Genomic DNA, 18,643 nt, shown 5'->3' with positions numbered 1-18,643 from the left:
CATTCAAGTGTATTGTGCTGATCATCGAATAAGAATGGGAACTGGGCTTCTTTTATTGGGAAAAGAAATAACGAACTAGCATCATAATTTTCTATCGTATGGTGATAATAAAATCTATCCTTTTAAGAATTGGTGATAATTTGAACAGCTTGATAAAGATCCTGGTTCCTAGACAGTTATTTTTATTGCTTTTACTTTCAACCGGATTGCTCAATCACGTTATTCTGATTCCTAACCTGCTTTCAGCAGCCGGACGTGACAGCTGGCTAAGTGTTCTCTTGGCCTTTCCTATCTCTCTTGTTTTCCTTTGGCTGATTTATTTCATTGTCAAGAAAAGTCCGCATGAGGGCTTCTTTTCAATGATCAGGAATAGACTTGGGAAATCTTTTTCGATCCTTTTTTCCATCCCTATAATTTTCTTTTTATTTGCTAGCGCTTATATCACTCTTAGGGATTTAATCATCTGGCTGAATGCATATTTCCTGGCCGACACTTCTTTTTTCTTTATCAATGCGATGTTGATCGTTGCTTGTTTTTTGGTCACTCTCGCCGGAATTAAATATATGGCGATAGCCAGCGGTTTCATATTGCCCCTTGTCATGATTTTCGGAATATTCATCGCACTGACAAACACAGATTTAAAAGATCCTGCCTTGCTATTCCCTGTTTTAGCTGATGGGTATTTTCCTGTTGTCAAAGGGATCATTTATGCCCTATCCGGACTTCTGGAAATATATCTGGTGGTATTAATGCATCCATTTTCTCAGGAACGTATCAAGTTCAGGCAATTATTCATTTTGTTGACCATTCTTACCGGATTGATCTTAGGTCCACTTACCGCATCAATAATGGAATTTGGACCAGTTGAATCCGTTCACTATCGGTATCCCGCCTATGAGCAATGGCGTGTTTTAAGCATTGGAGAGTATATCTCTCACTTGGATTTTTTCGCATTGTATCAGTGGCTGAGTGGTGCCTTGATTAGAATTGGCTTGTTCATGTATCTCATTGGTCTGTTTTTTACAGATCAAAAGAAGCATTACCGATTGAAACCCAAGCTGATTGTCACCTTATATATAACCTTATTTGGTCTGATGATGTTAGATTTAGAATCTTATTCTTTTTATCATTTCGTTTTCGCTTACTTTCTTCCGGCCAGCATGATTTTCTTTATGGTCCAAACCTTAGCATCAGCGTTAATTCTGTTATTTTTCATGAAAAGGGATGAACGAAATGGCAAGAACAATAAACTCGAATCCTCTTCATAAATCAAGTCTTATAGAAAAGGCTAAAGAACGACTAAAAAACAGTCAGGATTTCGTCTGTAAAGAACACAAGACCGATAAAGGCTCTTTTGAGATCGTTTATTTCGAAAGCTTGATTGATATTCAATATTTGGACCAATATATATTGCCGAAAATTGGTACTGATTCAGAAGGTTCTCCTAAAGAGAAGCTTACTGCTTATTTCCAAGTGGCAGATGTAACCTCCAAACCTTTGGAAGAGGTGCTCGATTTACTCTTAGGCGGAAATGTATTATTCCGGTTTCAAGAAGAACTGCTCAGTATCCAGGCTGCAGACCTGCCTAAACGCCAGCCGGAAGAATCCGCACTTGAAACGTCCATCAGAGGACCAAAGGATGGTTTTGTAGAAGATTTAAAAACGAATATCTCCTTAATCCGCAGAAGGCTGAACACCTCTTCCTTGTGCCTGGAAAAGTACACAATCGGCAAGAGAAGTAAAACAAAGGTCGCATTGCTGTATATCGATGATTTGATTGATAAAAAAGTTCTCAATGAAATTCAAAGGCGGATGTCTAATGTTGAATTGGACATATTAACAAGCATTTACGACCTGGAATCAAGAATCCGGGACAGGCCCCTCTCCTTCTTTCCAACAATGGACTACACAGGGAGACCTGATTTTGTTGTCCAGGCACTGAACCAGGGACGGTTTGCTCTTATGGTGGACGGGAATCCTACAGTGTCTTTTGCGCCGATTAACTTGCTTCTGCAAACAAAATCACCTGAGGACAGTTACATTAGCTATGCCTATGTTTCATTAGAAAGAATGATCAGGATGCTCGGAATCACTGTTTCTGCTTTTTTGCCGGGAACATGGATTGCTTTCTCTGCGTTTAATATTGAACAAATTCCTTATTTACTTGTAGCCACCATCTCTGTTTCCCGCTTTGGATTGCCCTTGTCTGCACCAATTGAAATGTTCATCATTCTTTCCTTGTTTGAGCTATTCAATGAAGCTGGTGTTCGTTTGCCGAGGGCGATCGGTCAGACAGTTGCTGTTTTAGGCGGCCTGATTGTCGGAGATGCAGCCATCAGGGCAGGCTTGACGTCACCGACGATGTTAGTCGTGGCTGCGATAACCTATATTTCATCTTTCACTTTAGTGAATCAGTCTCTTAGCTCCGCGATTACAGTTATAAGATTCGTCGTTATATTTCTGAGCACTTTCCTAGGATTATTTGGTGTGATAATCGGGTTTCTCCTGACCGTTCTTTACTTTTCGACGATTTCATCCTTTGGCTCGCCTTATCTGGCTTCGATTGCTCCTATTAGCTTGAGGGAAGCCATAAAATCCTTCCTAAAAGCACCGACTCAGTATTATAAGTCGAGAACCTCCTCAACAAACCCTGAAGACCCGACAAGAGGTGGAAATCGTTCATGAGAAATTCATGCCTTATTCTTTTGATCATCGGCTGTTTAATGCTGAGTGGCTGCTCAAATATTAAAAATATCCAGGATCTAACGTATATTGTGGCGATAGGTATGGATTATGACCCCGAAAAAGAAGAATATACTGCCTACCTGCAAGGGCTGAATTTTGCCAATGTTGCCAAGCAAGAGGGGAGCAGGCCTACTGAACCTATACCAATCTTTATTGCATCCGCAAAAGGAGAAACTTTAAACCTTGCAGTAAGCAAACTGTACAATCGGACAGAACCACCATTATTTTTCGGACATGTCATCACCCTTCTTCTTAGTCAAAGAATTGTTACACATCGCTTCAATGAGGTCATTGAGGAAGTGGGCAGGAATCGTTCGCTGCGGCCGACGCTTCGAGTGATGACCACAGAGGAAAGCATTCAGGAAGTTTTAAATATAAAGGCCCTTTTTAATTATCCTGCTATCTATACAGTTCTTTATAAAAAAGGGGACACCGAATTATTTCAGGATGAAATAAAACCTACTACCCTCATGGACTTCTTAAGACAATATAATGAGCCAATGGGCTCCGCTAAGCTTCCATTAGTCAAAATCGATAAAGAAAGCTGGCAGGCTGACAAAAGCTATCCGGTATTATATTTTGATGGTCTGGCGGTTTTCCAACAGCAAAAGTACACGAATTCATTGCCTTTCGAGGAATCACTCTTTATCGACTGGCTTTTGGAAAAGAAAGTGTCATTGACCCAAAGAGCAGAAGAAGCGGGTGAATTAGCTGCAGTTGTCAAGCTAGCCTCCCCAAAAATGAAAATCAAATATCGAAAAGAAACCGATGCCCCCCACTTCTCCCTTGAAATTAGTGTACAAGCAGATTTACTGGAAAAAGTCAGGAACATTTCTTTAGAGACTTTAAAAAAAGAGATCGAAGAGGAGCTAAAAAAGAAACTGATTTCAACCTATTCAAATGGAGTGAAAAATCGTGCTGATGTTCTGAACATCGGAGAAAAATGGTACAGGACATACCCTAATAAATACAAAGAAGTAAAAACAACAAATACCTTTTACTTAGAGGAGGGTTCATTAAAAGATGTGAAAGTCGATGTCCAAATCCTCCATTTCAACAGCTATAAATATGATTAGCGGAGCTGCTTCGCTCACATGATTCAAAAAATGGCCATTCATCACTTAATGAATGGCCATCTTTGAACCTCAAATCATTATTCTCCAACAATCTTGGCGTCTTTCAGCATATCCTCTGTGAGTGTAATTCCTTCTTCTTCAGCAGCCTTCTTATTAACAATCAGTTCCAGGTTTTCAGGGAAGCCTACTGGAATTTCGCTCGGCTTCTTACCCTTAAGGATTTCTACTGCCATTTTACCAGTCGTGTAGCCCAAGTCATGATAATCAAATCCGTAGGAAGCAAACGTTCCGCGCTTTACCGAATCTCCATCACCGGAAAAGATTGGGATGTCCTTGTCATTTGCTACTGTGATGACAGATTCAAGTGCAGCTACAACAGTGTTATCCTTTGGTATATACAATACGTCGACACGGCCAACCATTGATTCAGCTGCCTGCTTAACTTCAGCGCTCGTTGATATGGTTGTTTCGACCACTTCCAGTCCCTCATCCTTTATAGCCTCTTTCGCATTCTTCACATTTATGACAGAATTCGGCTCGCCATTGTTGTATATGATACCGACCTTTTTCGCATCAGGGACGAATTTTTTGATTGAAGCGATTGTATTTTTGATGGCATCTGGATGAGTATCAGATAATCCAGTTGCATTTCCGCCTGGCTTTTCGAAACTTTGTACAAGCTCGGCAGAGACAGGATCGGTTATGGCAGAGAACAAAATCGGTATATCCTTCGTCGCCTGGACTGCCGCCTGGGCACTAGGTGTCGCAATCGCTAAAATAAGATCATTCTTATCCGAAACCAGCTTTTGGGCAATCGATGCATTGTTATTCATATCCCCCTGTGCATTCTGGTAATCCAGCTTGAGATTCTTGCCTTCTTCATACCCTGCATCCTTAAGAGCAGCAATAAATCCCTCTCTTGTCGCATCCAGAGATGGGTGCTCAACAATTTGGGTAATTCCGATCTTAACCATTTTTTCTTTACTGTCCCCGCTCGCCTCGTCGCTTCCGCCTCCACATGCCGCAAGCAAGAGCATAGCCCCACTTAATATAACTGCCAATGTCTTTTTCATCTAAACTGACCTCCCGAAAATGCAAACTGATTATGTACGTCCCTGGAGAAATAACTAATCTGCTTCCTCCTTTGTTTTTGTATTTTTTTAATATTCTGATATTAACACGGTATCTAAAGTGGGACAATAGGAGATTTTGAGCTTTTTTATCGAATTTTAGAACAAGCATTAACGAAATTAAAAGGACCCATCCAAAATAGGATAGATCCAATCCATTGTTAATCATTACGTATAAACGATTCCAGTTCATTTGTTTTATTACCGTCAAGCATATAAGAATACCCGTTGTTAGCACCCTTTCCTTCCTTGTTGATTGCGATATTGAGGTCGTTCAGCAAGCCGGCGATATATGCGTGTGCCTGCTTCATTCTCTCACTTGGTGCCTTGAACTGGTCTTTATAGTCAAACGGATTTTCATTTTTCAAATTCAGGTGCTCATATCGCTTTTTATGCTCCTCAACAACGATGGATGTAAGCTTGTTGAGATTATGGAAGTCTTTTTCAATTACCGCTCCCTCAACCTTATAATTCAGCTCTAATCCCCCCAATAGTACAGTTGCTTCAATCCAATGGTAATGCTCTGGGTCATCAGCATACTGCTCAGGGAGTGGCGCACTGTACAACTCGGCATGCTGTGCAATAAACTCTTTTACAGTTTTTGCGTCATAGGGACCCAGCCCTTCCGTAATCGTGCGGTCTTCCCAGGCTTTATCATTAACGGTATCTTCATTCGCTGTAGTTGTTTTTTGAGGCTGGTCCTTATCCAGAGTTTTTCCCGGGACATCTGTTGCTTGCTCAACCGGTGATTCCTGAATTGTGATTACTTCATGGAAGACGAATGTTCCCACCCCAGCAAATACAACAGCCGCACACACATTAATGATGATTTTTTGAAGAAGAGAGCCTTTCTTTCTATTTCCCGGAGAGTTCAATGCTTCCCATACACGCTGCTTTTCTTTTTGTGAGAAAGTAATTTTGCTGTACATTTCGTTATCAAGTTGTTCCTTTAAATTGATCATATCCTTTTCACTCATATTCGAACCTTCTCCTTTCAAGCTCCTTTTTCAAAAGCTGTTTACCGCGGCTCAGTCTCGTTTTAACCGTTGCTTCCTTCAGACTGGTAATCTCGCTGATTTCTCTTAGCTTCAATTCCTCATAATAAAAGAAGAAAAGGATTTCACGGTATTTCGATGGGAGATTCATTAATGATTTTGTCACGGTCTTTTGTGTACTTTTATCAATTAACTTTAGCTCAGGAGTTTTTTCCCTGGATGTTACTGTAAACTTTTTGAATGGCAAAATACGTTTATATGCATTACTTTTCACAACATCCTTTGACCGATTTACGGCAATCCGGTAAATCCAGGTTTTATAGGTTGAGTTCTCCTTAAAAAGATGAAGGTTATTATAACAGCTGATGAACACATCCTGCGCAATATCCTCGGCTAGGTTGATATCTTTGACGTATGTAAATGCCAGTTTCTTAACCATATCTCCATAGGAATCCATCAATTCATTTAAGATCTCTTCTTTTGAAGCAGATCTCTCTTTTCCGGAAAATTGAAATCGATGCAATCTATTTGCACCTCCTGTTAAAAAATCAACCTTTAGACGACAAGCGCGTTAAAAGGTTTCAATCTTTTTAATATTCTAGTCCCCTCAATAGCTGACATTAAAGATCCAGCGACTGTACAAGATTAGCAGTGGTAATTATCATCATATCAAGCTTAAGCAATTTAACTTTTGTTAAAAGCTAAATGATTCACCGGCAATCAAAAAAGGACCCTCCCCATTACAGGAAGGATCCTGATTGAAATGCTATATTGGATTTGGTTCTGTATCAGTATTCTTCACTTTTACTTCACCTTTCTTCTCTTTCGCCTTTTTTCCAGGGACTTCTTTCCTGAAGTCTTTCAAAATCGCGAAAGACATGGCGATCAGGACGAAGGTCAATGGAAAGGCACTGACAATGATGGCTGTTTGCATAGCACTCAGTCCGCCAGAGAGCATAAGTACAACAGCAGAGGCTGATAGAAAAAGCCCCCAGATAATTTTCACGACATTTGGTGGATTCAAGTCTCCTTTCGCTGTTTGCATCCCTAAGACGAATGTAGCTGAGTCAGCCGAAGTAACAAAGAATGTAGTAATAAGAATTAATGTAATAATGACCAATGCACCGGAGAATGGTAATAGGTCATATACGTAAAATAGGGCTGTTTCTAAGCTTTGACCGGATATGTTGGCACCTTCAAAGTATTCGAAGTAAATAGCCGTTCCTCCAAATACCGCAAACCAGAAGGCACAAACAAGTGTGGGAATGATGAGTACGGCAACCATGAACTCCCTTACCGTCCTTCCTTTGGAAACACGGGCAATGAATGTTCCTACAAAAGGTGCCCATGCAATCCACCATGCCCAGTAAAAGATTGTCCAGTCTTTTATCCAACCAGCTTGCTCTTCATTAAATGGAGTCAATCTTAAGCCCATGCTCGGCAGGTTTTGCACATAGCTCCCAAGTGTTGTCGTAAACAGGTCAAGGACAAAGCCTGTTGGACTTAAGATTAATAACCCAAAAAGCAAAAGGACAGCTAAAATCAAGTTCGCATTGCTTAAATACTTAATTCCCTTTTGCAGACCAGTGCTGGCAGATAGGAGAAAGAGAACAGTTACAATTGCTATTATAATAAGCTGAATCGTGAAGTTGTTTGGTACTCCCGCAACATAGTTTAGACCTCCATTTATCTGTGCCGCACCCAATCCTACAGATGCCGCTACACCAAAAATCGTTGCAAATACAGCGACTACATCTACGATGGTTCCGAGTATTCCCTTTGAGCGTTCCCCTATCAAAGGCATGAGGGTTATACTCATCAGACCAGGTTTCTTTTTCCTGAATTTATAGTATGCCAGGACAAGTGCGATGACAGCGTAAATAGCCCAGGCATGAAAACCCCAATGCATGTAAGTGTATCTTAAAGCAGTTTTTGCTGCCTCAGGTGTGCCCCCTTCACCAATTGGCGGATTTACAAAATGAGAAATAGGCTCCGAGACCCCAAAGAAAAGCAACCCTATACCCATGCCAGCACTGAACAACATTGCAAACCACGTTGCACGGCTGAAGTCAGGCTTGTCCTCATCTGCTCCTAACTTTATTTTTCCATATTTGCTAAAAATCAAAAATAACGCAAACAGGAGGAAGAAAGAGGCTGCTAATTGATAAAACCATCCAAAAGTGTCTAAAAAGAATCCCTTGGCCACATCCATTACTTCACCTAATTGAATTGGAGCTACCACACCCCAAATCACAAATCCACTCGCAATGACGAGAGAAATCCAGAATACCTTTGATACCTTGTTCACTTCAGCCACTCCCCATGATGAATTTCCTTACAAGATACGGTTATCTTGCCCGAAATCAAGGCATGCATTCGCGAATATCCCCATATATGAGGGGCATTAAATTCCCAAAATTCTGTACAAGTTCCTATTATTATGTATTTATTAAGTTACCAATAAAGAGTATGATAGAAAGTAAAAAGGCTGTTTCGAAGTATACGAAAAGAGTCCTGAACAAAAGAAAGAGGTAAGCAAATGAATGCAGCATACTCAACAACCAAAGAAACATCTAAAACAAAAGTTTTAGTCATCAATGCTCTTTTTATTGCATTGACCGTTGTAGCAACCATGTTCATCAATATCAGGCTCCCGATCATGGGGAATGGAGGCCTGATCCATATGGGCAACATCCCTTTGTTTATTGCCGCTTTCGTTTACGGCAGGAAAACAGGTGCAATAGCAGGAGCCTTTGGAATGGGCTTGTTCGACATCATTTCGGGATGGGCATTGTGGGCGCCGTTCACTTTCGTTATCGTCGGCACGATGGGCTATGTAGCTGGATTGATGGCTGAAAAAATGCCTGGCAAGAAAATGTATGTGTACTCTTTGGCAGTTATCGTTGCGCTTGTCATTAAAATCGTTGGCTACTACTTTACGGAAGTGGTTCTATACGGAAACTGGATCCAGCCATTCGGCTCAATTCCAGGAAACGTCATGCAGGTCGTCATTGCTGGTCTGATTGTCATCCCACTTGTTGGCCGGATAAAGAAATTGTTATAGCTAAGAAAAGCGCAGGCGCCTTGGCAGCCCCGACCAGCGCTGGAGGGACGACCAGTGAAGTCGCTCTTTGACTTCATTGGGCCACTAATCTTATTGCAAAAAAGTTATACGTTCTATTAAAGATAAAACCCCTATGGATTATACTTCTCCATAGGGGTTTTATTATGTATTCATAGATTAGCGCTCAAAAGACATTGACTCCATGTCCTTTCATGTGTGCTGATATATTGTCGAACGCCAATCATAAATTGTAGATATTTCTCGGGAAATTGTTGGATTTTGAAGTTGGGGTGAACAATACCTGACTTTTTTCCGGAGGCAGTTTGAAAGGTTTTTGTATTGCGTATCGTCAGGCGATATACAATAATTCTGTCTAAAACACGGCACAAACACCATCAGTGTGCTCGATTTCATATAGGGCAGCAAGATCCTTTACCAGGACTTGCATGTACCTTATTTCCGGAATATTGCTGTTAGCCATCCCCATTTTCTATTCTTGATTTCCTCTTCCAGACGTTTGTTAAAATCACTCTGGGAGTTCCACTCATCCTTTTGCTCTTCCCGCATTTTCTGAATCTCTTTTTGCAGGAGCTCACTTCTCTCTCTCTCCTGCTGAAGCAAGTCTTCGTAATGGGCATTTTGCTGTTCAAGTAATCTTTCAATTTTCGCATTTGTTCTTTGTGCAGAATTTCCGATACTGGAACTAATCACATGATGATCCTGCTGAAGCTGGGAAACACTAGTCTTCATCTGGGCCATATCGTTTTTCAACTGAATATTCATTTCACGCGCGGCAGCCAGTTCATTGACCACAAAAAGCAATACCTCCTTTAATTGGTCGGGATCCTGCGGTAAGTTATTCCCATATGTATCGTTGATTGCAACCTCTGTACTGCCCGATTCATCCAGCCTCTCCTTTTGCTCGGCAACAAGGTCTTTAGCAGTATCGTCCAATGGCTTGTCCGTATCGCGCAGCGCTATAAGCGCACTAATATCGGATTGGACAAAAATCCTCCGGTCGCCATCCTTCAAAAACTCATATCCATTCCGCTCCAGGATTTGGCCGTACTTTCGAACTGTAGGGGTTGCAATCCCAACAGCTTCTGCCACTTCTTTTGTTGAGAATGCCTGTTCATTCGGTTGTATATCGTGTCTCATATCGCACCTCCTATCTCCAATATGACGAGTTTCAACAATATTTGCAAGAGTCATATCGGCTATATTTTCATTCTACCAGAATTGACGATATTCGACATATCGGTTAGGAATTATTTTCTCTTCTGAAAAGTCGGTTGCCCAGCATTGAATGAAGTAGATGCCGGGCATTTTTAGAGCGATATACAAGCCTATCAGCCGCAACAAAATTTCTGAAATGGATTATCACCGTTTACTCAACTTGAGAACCAAAAATCGCCAAATCTTGATAATCCAATACGAACCTGGAGCCGTTCCATTTTAGTCTATTCTGGATAAAGCCCAATGAATCAGCGTGATATCTTCCTGAAATCTTCTGATAGGCCAAAAGTTCATATATTTTATTGGAATCAAAGTCGATTGGATATAAACCGCTTATTGGATCCACCCATCCATTGACCGCTGACTTAAGCTTCCCGTTTGTATCGTATATCTCATTCAAATATTCCGGCTCTCTCAGAGTCAAATCAATAAGATATTTTGTGTTGTTTAGGCTGCTGAACACTTCAACCTTGTAGTCATCTTTATAGGTAACCCCATATTGATACATTTGGTTATAGACATCCGAATCGAATAACAAGCGCAGATTGTTATGAACAAATGTATAAACATAATTGTAAGTTGTCCCCCCGCTGCCCCCTGTAGCTATGGTGATCAATATATCCCTTACTCCATCTCCAGTAAAATCACCGAGAAACAGAGTCGGATGATACCCCATATTTTCATTAAGCGGAACCTGCGTGAGGTTTCCTGTTGCTCCGTCCTGGATGACAAGCGTCAAGTTTTTAATGATCGAAACATCTGATTCTTTCATGCCAGTAACATACACTGCGTCTGGAATCTTGTCACCATTCACATCGCCTCTAGCAAAAGCTACGACAGTCGAATTCCTGTTATTCGAATAATGATAATGATTTTGCATAACCTGCTCCCTGTATTGATTTGATTTATGCAATACCATATTCGAAAAATTGTATGTTGGTTCATTTATCTGCTTATACAGCACAACAAAAAAAGAAGCTTCCCATAAGTTTACTTAACTTACAGGGAGCTTCTCTTTGCTTTTGCCTTTTATTTAAAAAGGGGTGAAGCGGCAGATTACATCATGCCGCCCATTCCGCCCATGCCGCTCATGTCAGGCATTCCAGCGCCGCCTTCTTCTGGAATGTCAGCAACTACTGCTTCAGTAGTCAAGAACATTGCAGATACGGATGCTGCGTTTTGTAGTGCAGAACGAGTAACCTTAGTTGGGTCAACGATACCAGCTTCAATCATGTTTACCCACTCGCCAGTTGCAGCGTTGAAGCCTGTGCCGACTTCTTCACGCTTCAGGCGCTCAACGATGACTGATCCTTCAAGGCCAGCGTTATGAGCGATTTGACGAACTGGTTCTTCCATTGCGCGAAGGACGATGTTTACGCCAGTAGCTTCGTCGCCTTCCGCCTGGATTTCAGATACTTTGTTGTATACATTCAGAAGCGCTACGCCACCGCCTGATACGATACCTTCTTCAACTGCAGCGCGAGTTGAGTTAAGAGCATCTTCAATGCGAAGCTTACGTTCTTTCAATTCTGTCTCAGTAGCAGCACCAACTTTGATGACTGCAACGCCGCCAGCTAGCTTAGCAAGACGCTCTTGCAGCTTTTCACGGTCAAATTCAGAAGTTGTTTCTTCCATTTGAACGCGGATCTGGTTCACGCGGCTTTCGATAGCAGCGCTGTCTCCAGCACCTTCAACGATTGTTGTGTTTTCTTTAGTAACCACAACTTTAGAAGCGCGTCCAAGAGACGTGATTGTAGCAGACTTAAGGTCGCGTCCAAGCTCTTCAGTGATCACTTCACCGCCAGTCAATGCAGCGATGTCTTCCAGCATAGCTTTACGGCGGTCACCGAAGCCAGGAGCTTTAACAGCTACTGCATTGAATGTTCCGCGAAGCTTGTTGACTACCAATGTAGCAAGTGCTTCACCTTCAACATCTTCAGCAACAAGCAATAATGGCTTGCCTTGCTGTACAACCTGCTCAAGGACAGGAAGGATTTCCTGGATGCTGCCAATCTTCTTGTCAGTAATCAGGATATATGGATTTTCAAGAACTGCTTCCATCTTATCAGAATCAGTTACCATGTAAGGAGATGCATATCCGCGGTCGAACTGCATACCTTCAACAACATCCAATTCTGTCGTGAAGCCTTTAGATTCTTCGATTGTGATAACGCCGTCGTTGCCAACGCGCTCCATAGCTTCAGCAATCAATTGGCCAACTTCTTCGTCAGCAGCAGAGATTGCCGCAACTTGTGCGATAGAAGCTTTGCCTTCAATTGGCTTAGAGATAGCCTTAAGCTCTTCAACAGCTGTAATAACAGCCTTTTCCATACCTTTGCGGATGCCCATTGGGTTAGCGCCAGCAGTTACGTTCTTAAGACCTTCACGGATCATCGCTTGAGCAAGAACTGTTGCCGTAGTCGTACCGTCACCAGCAACGTCGTTCGTCTTGCTTGCTACTTCAGCAACAAGCTTAGCACCCATGTTTTCGAATGCATCTTCAAGTTCGATTTCTTTCGCGATTGTTACACCATCGTTCGTGATAAGAGGTGAACCGAATTTCTTCTCAAGAACCACGTTGCGTCCTTTTGGTCCAAGAGTTACTTTTACTGCATTTGCAAGAGAATCTACCCCGCGAAGCATCGCGCGGCGTGCTTCTTCACTGAACTTAATTTCTTTTGCCATTGTAGAAAAACCTCCTCAGATTTTTTAATTTAAAGTTCTGTTTATAATCGCAGTGATTATTCTACTACTGCTAAAATGTCATTTTCACGTAGGATCAGATACTCAGTTCCCTGGTACTTCACTTCTGTGCCTGCGTATTTTGAGAAGATAATGCGGTTTCCGACTTCAACTTCAAGAGCAACACGCTCGCCGCTTTCAAGGACACGGCCAGTTCCAACAGCTACGACTTTACCTTCTTGAGGTTTCTCTTTCGCTGTGTCGGGTAACACGATACCGCTTGCAGTTTTTTCTTCAGACTCAACAAGCTCGATAATAATGCGATCTCCTAGTGGCTTGATCAAGTGAAACAACCTCCTCAAATTATATGTAAATTATTTTTATTAGCACTCGCCTCAATAGAGTGCTAACACAATTTATATAATAATGAATCTCAATTTTTTTTGCAAGCGTGAAGCAAGATTTTTTCTTAAAAAATTATGATTCCCATGCCCTTGTCGAATCGTGGAAAATTCTCTGCTGACGTCCTTAACATTCTATTTGAAACAGGACATGCCTCTTCAAAGGACTGCCCATATCCACTTTAGGATGTTGAAAAGTCTTAACGGGCTTCATGCCGATTTTTTTCATGACATTTATAGAAGGTCTGTTGATCTCAGCTGTGAAACTGACGACCTTGCTAAAGCCCAGTTCATTAAATCCATACTCCAGACAGGCCTTAGCCCCTTCCGTTGCATACCCATTTCCCCATGCCTCTTTCTTGAGCCTCCAGCCAATTTCAATACAAGGGGTAAAATCCGCTTCGAAAGTTGCCCTGTGAAATCCTATAAAACCTATATATTCTTTCGTCTCCTTGACTTCAACAGCATACAGCCCATAGCCGCATTCCTCCAGCTCGGAGATGATGTTTTGATAAAATTGATGCGTTTCTTCTTCTGATAAAGTATTGGCAAAATACTTCATGACCTCCTGGTCCGCATTCATTTTTGCAAAGTGCTCCAGATCTTCTGCTGACCAGTCACGCAGTTTCAGCCTTGACGTTTCCAAATAGATCATATTTCCTCCGACCCTTTTCAAAAAATAATTCACCTTATCCTGTATGTGCTATTCCAAAATGATTAAAACTTGGTTTCACCTTTTTTCTCCTGACCCTACAATTTGAACTTTCCAATCATTTATTAGTAGAATAAAGACAGTGTCTATCCAAACCAAAGCTGTCCTCGTATTTTATTTTACAGGTCGGCTTATTATTACGTAAAATTTCAGGACATATATTATCTGCATTGATAAGGAGTTTTTCTATTGAAAAAGGAATATTGGTACATCATTATCGCCTATATAGTCATGCAGCTTTCAAGCCTGATTGGCATCCCGATTGTCGCCTTCACCGGTGCTGCAATGGGAAAGAGCCTGGAAGAAATGGAAACCCTCTCGATTCCATACTGGCTTGTGATCAGCTTTTCACTGACACTAGTCATCGTGCTTTTGCTTTTGAGGAAAGAACGCAGATCTCATGCGGACTTACGTGATGCGTCCTCTCCAGCAAGCTCAGCCGCCTGGGCTTTCGCAGGTGTATTCCTCGCACTGTTCGCGCAATCAATCGCCGCCAATATCGAAAATATGCTTGGCATCGAAATGGGATCTGAGAATACCCAGGAAATCATTAAGCTGATTGAAATGTTCCCGGTTGTCATTTTGGTCAGTTCGATCATCGGCCCTATATTAGAGGAAATCGTCTTCCGTAAGATCATTTTCGGCAGCCTGCATAAGAAAATGAATTTCTTTTTCGCTGGATTGATCAGCTCTGTTATTTTTGCGCTTGCACATATGGAACCAGAGCATGTGATCTTGTACTCTGCAATGGGGTTCACTTTTGCTTTCCTTTATGTAAAAACAAAGCGGATCATCGTGCCAATCATCGCCCATGTTACAATGAATACAATGGTTGTTCTGCTTCAATCCGTATTTAGGGAAGACATTGAGAGAATGATAAAAGAAGCAGAGAAAATTCAAGGTTTTATTGGGGGATTCTAAGTTATGAAACAATCGCCTTTATTTTCAGGCATTGTCTACATCTTGTTAGGCAGCTTATTCACCTATTTCGCCATCCAGAATGTAAACGATTCAGGATGGGGATTCTTCAGCTACTTGCTAGTGGCTCTTGCCACGTTCGACTTTGGTTCTGGCATCAGGATGATCCTTTTTCATTTCAAATTGAAGAATATAAAGAAAAAGTAGCTCCTTCCTCTGAAGGAGCTACTTTTTATTCTGCCGATTCTGTTGGTTCGGTATCTGTCGGGTAATGCTTTAAGAAATAGATCAATGATTGCAATTCAACTGCCAAATCAATATGATGGATCCTGATCGATGAAGGCACGTTCAGCCTCGCCGGCGTGAAGTTCAGGATTCCTTTGATATTTGCCTGCACCAATCGGTCTGTTATCGGCTGTGCGACAGCAGACGGGACTGTCAGGATTGCCACCTGGATGCCTTCCTCTACGACAACTTTGTCGAGATCATCCATATGGTACACTGCTACGTCACCAATCTTCGTGCCCACTTTGCCTGGATCTACGTCAAAGGCAATCTCGATTTTCGTATTATTGTTCTTTGAAAAATTGTAGTTCAGAAACGCTGTTCCCAGATTACCGACTCCGATCAAGGCAACCTTCGTCAATTCATCCTGATCCAGCGTCTTTCGGAAAAAGGTCAGCAGGTAATTGACATTATAGCCGTACCCCTTTTTACCCAAAGCTCCAAAGTAGGAAAAATCCCTGCGGATTGTCGCTGAATCCACTTTTACCGCTTCACTTAATTCCGCTGATGATACCCTTTGCTTTCCTGAAGAATGCAAGTTCAATAAGAACCGGTAATACAGCGGCAAACGTTTTGCGGTTGCCTGCGGAATCTTCATAGCATCATTCGTCATTCTCCATCCTCCACCCTGTCCGTATTTCTATCTCAACTTTTCTTCTCTCTTGAAATCGCCGTTCTTACCACCGGTTTTTTCGACCAGATAGGTCTTTCCAATTACCATGCCCTTATCAACGGCCTTGCACATATCATAAACAGTCAGCGCACATGCTGAAGCTGCTGTTAACGCTTCCATTTCCACACCTGTATTCCCTTTTGTTTTTACAGCTGCGGAGATATTTAAAACATAGTCATTTCCATTTTGCTCCCAATCGAATGAAAGGTCAATCCCTGTCAGTGGAATCGGGTGGCACATCGGGATGATTTCAGACGTTTTTTTCGCCGCCATGATGCCTGCTACTTGCGCGACAGCCAGTACATCCCCTTTTTTCATTTTATTTTCAGTGATTCTCACATATATATCTTCATTCACGGTTATGCTTGAATGGGCGACTGCCGTACGGACCGTCTCCGGTTTTTCACTGACATCGACCATCTTTGCTCTGCCCTCTTCGTTAAAATGAGTAAATTCTGCCATATGTAAGCTCCTTTCTATCAAATGATACACTATTTTGTCAAACTTGTGTGTGAACTTTGTTTCAGTGTTCACAATACAAAGTGAAATTTCAATACCATATAACCTATAGCAGTTCGCACATATTGCCGTGCCTATATTAATGGGTTACACTATCTCTAAGGCAATAGAGGTGAAAAATAATGATTTTATTACAGGTTAATCAGCTATCAAAATATTTTGCTGCTGATCTTATTTTATCGAATATAAAGTTTGAAATACAGACCAACGACCGTGTTGCGCTTGTTGGAAGGAACGGAGCAGGAAAATCAACCCTGCTGAAAATCATTGCCGGGTATGAATCCCATGATGGCGGAGAAATCATCCGTCCTAAAGGGACGATGATTGGCTATCTCGCCCAGAATACCGGGCTGGAATCCGAGAAAAGCATCTGGGATGAAATGCTGGCCGTTTTTGACCATCTGCACAGGATGGAAAAAGACTTGCGCAGATTGGAAGAAAAGATGTCGGATCCTGACATTCTTTCTAACCAGACAGAATACGACAGGGTTTTAAAAGATTATGACCTGCTGCAGGTCCAGTTCAAGGAAAAAGGCGGCTACCAATATGAAGCCGATATTCGTTCCGTCCTTCACGGCCTTAACTTCCATTCTTTTGATTATTCCACAAAAATATCCACTTTAAGCGGGGGACAAAAAACTAGACTCGCATTGGCGAAACTTTTATTGACCCGTCCGGATATTTTGATTCTCGATGAACCGACGAACCATCTTGATATTGACACGCTATCGTGGCTTGAGCAGTATTTGCAGGGCTACAACGGCGCAATCTTGATTGTATCCCACGACCGGTATTTCCTTGATAAAGTCGTCAACCAGGTTTATGAAATTTCCCGCCATCAGCTGACAAAGTTTCCTGGCAATTACAGCTCGTACTTAAATCAGAAAGCTGCGAATTACGAACGCGACATGAAACTGTATGAGAAGCAGCAGGATGAAATCTCCAAGCTCCAGGATTTTATCCAGAGGAACTTGGCCAGGGCATCCACAACCAAGCGTGCCCAAAGCCGTCGGAAGCAGCTGGAAAAAATCGATCGCATGGACAGGCCCAAGGGAGATGAAAAATCTGCCTCATTCAGCTTTCAAATCGAACGACAAAGCGGCAACGATGTCATGAAGGTTGATGCCCTATCTGTCGGCTATCACAATGACATCGTATCTGAAAATATCTTTTTCAATCTTTCACGTGGAGACAGCACGGCACTGGTTGGACCAAATGGCGTTGGTAAATCAACTTTATTAAAAACCATCGTGGAGAAACTGCCTTCGATTAAAGGGAATATTCAATACGGTTCTAATGTCTCGATTGGCTACTATGATCAGGAACAGGCAGAACTTAGCTCGAACAAAAAGGTTTTGAATGAACTCTGGGATGAATACCCATTGAAATCCGAAAAAGAGATCCGTACCGTCCTGGGGAACTTCCTATTCTCAGGAGACGATGTCCTAAAGATCGTTTCCACGCTTAGCGGTGGCGAAAAAGCACGTTTGGCACTGGCCAAGCTGATGCTGCAGAACTCGAATTTCTTAATTCTGGACGAGCCGACAAACCACCTTGATCTGGACAGCAAAGAAGTTCTTGAAAATGCACTGATCGATTATCCAGGCACCATCCTGTTCGTCTCACATGACCGTTATTTTATCAATAGGATAGCCACAAAAGTACTCGAGCTCGATCGAGGCGGTGCAACGGAATACCTTGGTGATTACGATTACTATGTCGAGAAAAAGCTGGAGCAGGAAGAGCTGCGAGCCATGGCCGAACAGGCTGCCAAAGCATCGGGAAGTGTTGTGGACAACTCCAAGCAGGACAAGACCTCCTACCAGCAGGACAAAGAAGCCAAAAAACTCGAACGCCAGCGCAAACGCCGCATGGAAGAAGTGGAAGCAAAAATTGAACAACTAGAGTTGGAAGTCGCTGAATATGAAGAATTGCTCTGTGACCCTGAAATCTTCCAGGATCACGAAAAAGCTGGAGAAATCAATAGCAAAATTGAAGCCGCCAAAGAGGCACTCGATGAATTGATGGAAGAGTGGACAGAGCTGGCTTAATAAGTGAAATACCGGACATGAATGTGTCCGGTATTTTTTTGTGTTGAAAATAGGTATAGCGCATTTGCTCTATAAAAGAGTTTTCACCAACCAAGACTTTCGCTTTTTAATTAATCTCAAATGACATAAACAGCATTTGTTCGACAATATTCTATA

General features: G+C 42.0%; 18 protein-coding genes. 7 read left to right on the top strand and 11 right to left on the bottom strand.

Annotation, left to right across the window (positions count from 1 at the left end; genetic code table 11):
* The first annotated feature begins 140 nt into the window (after nt 1-140).
* Genes LGO15_RS01490 through LGO15_RS01480 form a run of 3 tightly spaced genes read left to right on the top strand, consistent with a single transcriptional unit; the run spans nt 141 to nt 3,821 of the window.
* Entirely contained in the window at nt 141-1,268 is a 1,128-nt protein-coding gene (locus LGO15_RS01490; protein WP_226086409.1) for an endospore germination permease, read from the top strand.
* Nucleotides 1,234-2,685, top strand: coding sequence for a spore germination protein (locus tag LGO15_RS01485; RefSeq protein ID WP_226086408.1), 1,452 nt, complete (start codon nt 1,234-1,236; stop codon nt 2,683-2,685). Before LGO15_RS01490 ends, LGO15_RS01485 begins: the two co-directional genes overlap by 35 nt.
* Nucleotides 2,682-3,821: a Ger(x)C family spore germination protein gene (locus tag LGO15_RS01480; RefSeq protein ID WP_226086407.1), complete on the top strand. Its 1,140-nt coding sequence runs from the start codon at nt 2,682-2,684 to the stop codon at nt 3,819-3,821. Before LGO15_RS01485 ends, LGO15_RS01480 begins: the two co-directional genes overlap by 4 nt.
* 77 nt (nt 3,822-3,898) lie before the next feature.
* On the opposite strand, the gene LGO15_RS01475 is transcribed toward LGO15_RS01480, so the two are convergent.
* The 4 genes from LGO15_RS01475 to LGO15_RS01460 form a co-directional block, all read right to left on the bottom strand.
* The gene (locus LGO15_RS01475; protein WP_167834476.1) at nt 3,899-4,894 is read right to left on the bottom strand and encodes an ABC transporter substrate-binding protein; all 996 of its coding nucleotides are present in this window, start codon (nt 4,892-4,894) and stop codon (nt 3,899-3,901) included.
* A gap of 218 nt (nt 4,895-5,112) precedes the next feature.
* Nucleotides 5,113-5,928 (bottom strand): hypothetical protein, encoded by an 816-nt coding sequence (locus tag LGO15_RS01470; protein WP_226086406.1) that lies wholly within the window; start codon nt 5,926-5,928, stop codon nt 5,113-5,115.
* Nucleotides 5,921-6,469 (bottom strand): sigma-70 family RNA polymerase sigma factor, encoded by a 549-nt coding sequence (locus LGO15_RS01465; RefSeq protein WP_167834474.1) that lies wholly within the window; start codon nt 6,467-6,469, stop codon nt 5,921-5,923. The genes LGO15_RS01470 and LGO15_RS01465 overlap by 8 nt, the downstream gene beginning before the upstream one ends.
* Nucleotides 6,470-6,712: 243 nt before the next feature.
* Complete coding sequence (locus tag LGO15_RS01460) at nt 6,713-8,254, bottom strand: glycine betaine uptake BCCT transporter (RefSeq protein ID WP_167834473.1); 1,542 nt, start codon at nt 8,252-8,254, stop codon at nt 6,713-6,715.
* A gap of 231 nt (nt 8,255-8,485) precedes the next feature.
* Between LGO15_RS01460 and LGO15_RS01455 the strand changes: the two genes are divergently transcribed.
* Nucleotides 8,486-9,010: an ECF transporter S component gene (locus tag LGO15_RS01455; protein WP_167834472.1), complete on the top strand. Its 525-nt coding sequence runs from the start codon at nt 8,486-8,488 to the stop codon at nt 9,008-9,010.
* 453 nt (nt 9,011-9,463) lie between these two features.
* Here the strand turns inward: LGO15_RS01455 and LGO15_RS01450 are convergent, their stop codons facing one another.
* The 5 genes from LGO15_RS01450 to LGO15_RS01430 form a co-directional block, all read right to left on the bottom strand.
* Nucleotides 9,464-10,168: a hypothetical protein gene (locus LGO15_RS01450; protein ID WP_226086405.1), complete on the bottom strand. Its 705-nt coding sequence runs from the start codon at nt 10,166-10,168 to the stop codon at nt 9,464-9,466.
* A 229-nt stretch (nt 10,169-10,397) separates the two neighbouring features.
* On the bottom strand, nt 10,398-11,126 hold the full coding sequence (locus LGO15_RS01445) for an FG-GAP repeat domain-containing protein (RefSeq protein ID WP_226086404.1): 729 nt from the start codon (nt 11,124-11,126) through the stop codon (nt 10,398-10,400).
* Between the two features lie 176 nt (nt 11,127-11,302).
* A complete protein-coding gene (gene groL, locus LGO15_RS01440; protein WP_167834469.1) occupies nt 11,303-12,931 on the bottom strand; it encodes a chaperonin GroEL in 1,629 nt (542 codons plus the stop codon).
* 56 nt (nt 12,932-12,987) lie between these two features.
* Nucleotides 12,988-13,272 carry a co-chaperone GroES gene (gene groES, locus LGO15_RS01435; protein ID WP_226086403.1) on the bottom strand — a complete coding sequence of 95 codons (285 nt, stop codon included), beginning with the start codon at nt 13,270-13,272 and terminating at the stop codon, nt 12,988-12,990.
* A gap of 184 nt (nt 13,273-13,456) precedes the next feature.
* Nucleotides 13,457-13,984 (bottom strand): GNAT family N-acetyltransferase, encoded by a 528-nt coding sequence (locus tag LGO15_RS01430; protein ID WP_226086402.1) that lies wholly within the window; start codon nt 13,982-13,984, stop codon nt 13,457-13,459.
* 246 nt (nt 13,985-14,230) lie between these two features.
* On the opposite strand from LGO15_RS01430, the gene LGO15_RS01425 reads away from it, so the two are divergent.
* Nucleotides 14,231-14,962, top strand: a complete 732-nt coding sequence (locus tag LGO15_RS01425; protein ID WP_167834467.1) for a CPBP family intramembrane glutamic endopeptidase — start codon at nt 14,231-14,233, stop codon at nt 14,960-14,962.
* Nucleotides 14,963-14,965: 3 nt separating this feature from the next.
* Nucleotides 14,966-15,166 carry a YdiK family protein gene (locus LGO15_RS01420; RefSeq protein ID WP_226086401.1) on the top strand — a complete coding sequence of 67 codons (201 nt, stop codon included), beginning with the start codon at nt 14,966-14,968 and terminating at the stop codon, nt 15,164-15,166.
* Between the two features lie 25 nt (nt 15,167-15,191).
* Here the strand turns inward: LGO15_RS01420 and LGO15_RS01415 are convergent, their stop codons facing one another.
* Nucleotides 15,192-15,857, bottom strand: a complete 666-nt coding sequence (locus LGO15_RS01415; protein WP_167834465.1) for a redox-sensing transcriptional repressor Rex — start codon at nt 15,855-15,857, stop codon at nt 15,192-15,194.
* 27 nt (nt 15,858-15,884) lie between these two features.
* Nucleotides 15,885-16,379, bottom strand: a complete 495-nt coding sequence (gene moaC, locus LGO15_RS01410) for a cyclic pyranopterin monophosphate synthase MoaC (protein WP_226086400.1) — start codon at nt 16,377-16,379, stop codon at nt 15,885-15,887.
* 179 nt (nt 16,380-16,558) lie between these two features.
* Between moaC and LGO15_RS01405 the strand changes: the two genes are divergently transcribed.
* Entirely contained in the window at nt 16,559-18,487 is a 1,929-nt protein-coding gene (locus LGO15_RS01405) for an ABC-F family ATP-binding cassette domain-containing protein (RefSeq protein WP_226086399.1), read from the top strand.
* Nucleotides 18,488-18,643: the final 156 nt, after the last annotated feature.

This window comes from Mesobacillus sp. S13 (assembly GCF_020422885.1).
Classification (GTDB): domain Bacteria; phylum Bacillota; class Bacilli; order Bacillales; family Cytobacillaceae; genus Mesobacillus; species Mesobacillus selenatarsenatis_A.
Note: the sequence above shows the minus strand (reverse complement) of the source record. Positions and strands in the feature narration are given on the sequence as shown.